This is a genomic window from Actinoplanes subtropicus (assembly GCF_000721705.1).
Taxonomy (GTDB): domain Bacteria; phylum Actinomycetota; class Actinomycetes; order Mycobacteriales; family Micromonosporaceae; genus Actinoplanes; species Actinoplanes subtropicus.
In genome coordinates, this window is record NZ_JOJL01000097.1 from 1 (window position 1) to 3,342 (window position 3,342).

Genomic DNA, 3,342 nt, shown 5'->3' on the forward strand with positions numbered 1-3,342 from the left:
GTCGATTATGCCGATGTTCGCGTTATGCCGACCCCGGCGCGGGATCGTCGCTCGGCCGGGGTCGGCGGTGCGGTCAGCTCGGCATAATCAGAGGGACTCGAGGAACGCCAGGACGGGGTCGGGCGGCCGGTAGTGGCCGGGTTTGGTGCCGGCGGGCCGGGTTTGTTCGATCGCTCGCTGTTTCTGGGTCATGTCGGCGTGCAGGTAGATCTGCGATGTGGCGATGTTTTCGTGGCCCAGCCAAAGGGCGATGACGGTGATGTCGACGCCGGACAGCAGCAGGCGCATCGCCGCGGTGTGACGCAGGGTGTGGGCGGTCACGGGTTTGTTCGTCAGTGACGGGCAGTGCTGCGCGGCGACACCGACGTGTTTGGCGATGCGGTGTTCGACCGCATCTCGGCTCAGTTTCCGTCCGGTGCTGGTAGGAAACAGCGGGTCGGCGGGGGCGCCGCCGCGTTCGGCGAGCCAGACCTTCAACACCGCGACGGTAGCCGGCAGCAGCGGGGTCCGGCGTTGTTTACGGCCTTTGCCGACGCAGTGGACGTGGGCTCCACGTCCCAGGTCGAGATCGGCGCAGGTCAGGCCGATCAGCTCGGAGACACGGAGTCCGGTTTGGACAGCGAGCAGGATGAGCGCGTGGTCGCGGCGACCGATCCAGGTGGACCGGTCGCAGGCGGCCAGCAGGGCGTCGGTCTCGGGTTCGGTCAGGTAGGTGACCAGCTGACGGTCGAAACGTTTGGGTGGGATGGCGAGCACGCGTTGGATCGACGCGGCGTGTTCGGGGTGGCGCAGCGCGGCATAGGCGAACAGGGAGTGGATCGCGGCCAGCCGGGCGTTGCGGGTGCGGACGCTGTTACCGCGTTCGGTTTCCAGGTGGTGCAGGAACGCGCTGATCAGGGGTGCGTCAAGCGCGGCGAGGTCCAGGCGGCTGGCGGCGGCGCCGCTGTGCTGGCTGGCGAAGGCGAGTAGGAGCCGGAAAGCGTCGCGGTAGGCGGTGATGGTGTGCCGGCTGGCTTGCCGCTGGTGCATCAGCCGGTCGGTGAAGAACGCTTGCAGAGTGGGCGCCAGCGCGGTCACCGCGGTGGTCCTTGTTGCAGGCGTTCGGCGGCCAGGGCCATCAGTTCGGGCACTGCGGAGAAGTACCAGAATGTCCCGGCGGGGTTGACGTGTCCAAGGTAGGTCGACAGCACTGGAAGTTTGCCCGCCGGGTCCTGCCCGCGCTGATACCAGTCGAGTAGCCGGGCGACGGCGAAGCGGTGCCGTAGGTCGTGGATGCGCGGTTTGACGGTTTCGGTGCGGATCCCGATGGTGGTGGTGAGTTGGTTGAACGTCCTGTCGACCGCGCTGGTAATCAGGGGCGTTCCAACCGAGGAGACAAAGAACGAGTCCGTGCGCGGTGCGGGGAAATGCCGGTCGCGGGCCTGTGCGTAGTCGTGCAGGGCCTTGGTCATGCTCGGGTGCAGCGGGACCAGTCGCTGCGGGCCGGCTTTCCACCCGCCGATCGTCAACACCCCCGCGTCCAGATCGACGTCGGTGCGTCGCAGCGACACCGCCTCGCCCAGCCGCATGCCGGTGGCTGCGATCAGGCCGAGCAGCACCTCGTAGGTCTTGGCCCGGATCTGCGGACGCAGACCACGAGTGGCCGCGAGCAGCGCCCGGATTTCGTCCGGCGAATACAGGTATGGGTGTGCTCGGCAGACCGGTCGGGGGAACACGTCGGCCGGCGGGATCTCGGTGGCCGGGTCGATGGTCCGCAGATACCGGGCGAACCCGCGGACCGCGCCCAGCCGATGCACCCTGCTGATCGGGCTCGTGCCCGGCGAGCCGGCGGCCCACGCTACCGCCGCGTCCACGGTGATCGTGGTGGCGCCGGCCGCCTGCAGCCAGGTGACGAACTGGGCAAGGACGGCACCGGGCCGGACGAGCTTGAAGCCCTGCGATCGGCGGAGCCGCAGATAGTCTTCCAGGTGGCGGCTCAAGTCGGTGTCCATCAGCTGCCTCCAGGCCAGGGCTGGGCCAGTTCCCGCAGCGCCGTCACGTCCACCCGGGCATAGATCGCGGTCGAGATCGGGCTGCGATGTCGTAGCACCTGGCCGATCTGCGCCAGAGGCACTTCTGCGCGCACCATCGCGCAGGCCAAGCCGTGTCGCAGCCGGTGCGGTCCGATCCGGGCGATCCCCGCCCGGTCGCAGGCGCGGCGCACGATCCCGGACACCGCCTCCCGGGTGAGGTGGGCCGCCGGCGCGATCGCGGTCACGAACACCTCCTGCCGCGTCGAGGCCGGCCGCCCCAGCCGCAAGTAGGCCGCGACGGCTTCGCCGACCTCATGGGGAACGGGAAGCCGTTCGTCACGGCCACCTTTGCCCCGCACCACCAAATGCCCGGCCCGCCAGTCGATGTCCTGCAGCCGCAGCCGGGCCACCTCGCCGCCGCGAAGGCCCAGCCTTAACAGGAGCAGCAACACCGCCCGGTCCCGCCGCCCGATCACCGACTCCCGGTCACAGGAGTCCAGCAACGCCTGCGCCTGGTCCGGGCTGATCCCCTTGGGCAGCAGCGAACCCCGACGCCCGGTCACCGCAAGCGCCGCCGCCGACAGGTCAGCGGCGACGAGGCCCTCCACGTGGGCGAACCGCAGGAACGAGCGCAGGGCCGCCACGAAATACTGCCCGGCACCGACCGACCCCGATGTGCACTCGGCGAGAACAGCGGACGTCACGTGCGCCGGAGTCAACCCGCCGACCTCACCGTCAGCGGCGTACCCGGCCAGGAAGCGGGCAGCGCGAGTGACATACGCCGTCGTCGTGCAGGACGCCAGCCCTCGCTCCGTGCGCAGATACCGGTCGAACGCCGTCAGCACCGCCGGTGCTCCGGCCGCAGGCGGCACCTGCTCACCGGCCGGCCGGACACCGGCAACGACCAGAGCCTGCAGCACCCGCTGCATCGCACGGCGTCCGATCAGCCCGGTATAGCCGGCGGCACGCCGCTCGGCAAGGTACTGCTCAACCCGCTCCTCGCTCAGATCGGCGGCCGACAACCCCCGCCCATCGAGCCACCGGCTCAGATGCGCCATCAGCCGCAACTGGTTGACTGCCGACAACGGCGTATACCCCGCCGCCAACAACACTTCCTCCAGCACCGCCGCGAACGGCGCCAACGTGCCCGGCACCCGCACCTGCGCGACCCTGCTCACCGGTCTGGACACGACCCCTCCTCATGAAGATCCATGAAGGAAGCGTCAAGCCACCCGACCGCCGTTATGCCGACACTCTGTCCGTCTCGACTGGCACCCACCTGCAGCTTCGTGCAGAAGTCGGCATAACGCGAACATCGTCATAATCGACA

3 protein-coding genes are annotated in these 3,342 nt (G+C 69.2%); all 3 read right to left on the bottom strand.

The window, feature by feature from the left end:
- Nucleotides 1-87: 87 nt before the first annotated feature.
- From IH26_RS0152120 to IH26_RS0152130, 3 genes are read right to left on the bottom strand one after another with little or no spacing between them, the layout of a single operon-like run.
- Nucleotides 88-1,077, bottom strand: coding sequence for a tyrosine-type recombinase/integrase (locus tag IH26_RS0152120; protein WP_030443749.1), 990 nt, complete (start codon nucleotides 1,075-1,077; stop codon nucleotides 88-90).
- The gene (locus tag IH26_RS0152125) at nucleotides 1,074-1,991 is read right to left on the bottom strand and encodes a tyrosine-type recombinase/integrase (RefSeq protein ID WP_030443750.1); all 918 of its coding nucleotides are present in this window, start codon (nucleotides 1,989-1,991) and stop codon (nucleotides 1,074-1,076) included. The genes IH26_RS0152120 and IH26_RS0152125 overlap by 4 nt, the downstream gene beginning before the upstream one ends.
- The gene (locus IH26_RS0152130) at nucleotides 1,991-3,172 is read right to left on the bottom strand and encodes a tyrosine-type recombinase/integrase (RefSeq protein WP_211268947.1); all 1,182 of its coding nucleotides are present in this window, start codon (nucleotides 3,170-3,172) and stop codon (nucleotides 1,991-1,993) included. The genes IH26_RS0152125 and IH26_RS0152130 overlap by 1 nt, the downstream gene beginning before the upstream one ends.
- Between the last annotated feature and the right edge of the window lie 170 nt (nucleotides 3,173-3,342).

Bases quoted from the DNA above. Each gene is read 5' to 3' on its own strand.
- IH26_RS0152125 (WP_030443750.1), bottom strand. From the start codon at position 1,991: ATGGACACCGACTTGAGCCGCCACCTGGAAGACTATCTGCGGCTCCGC.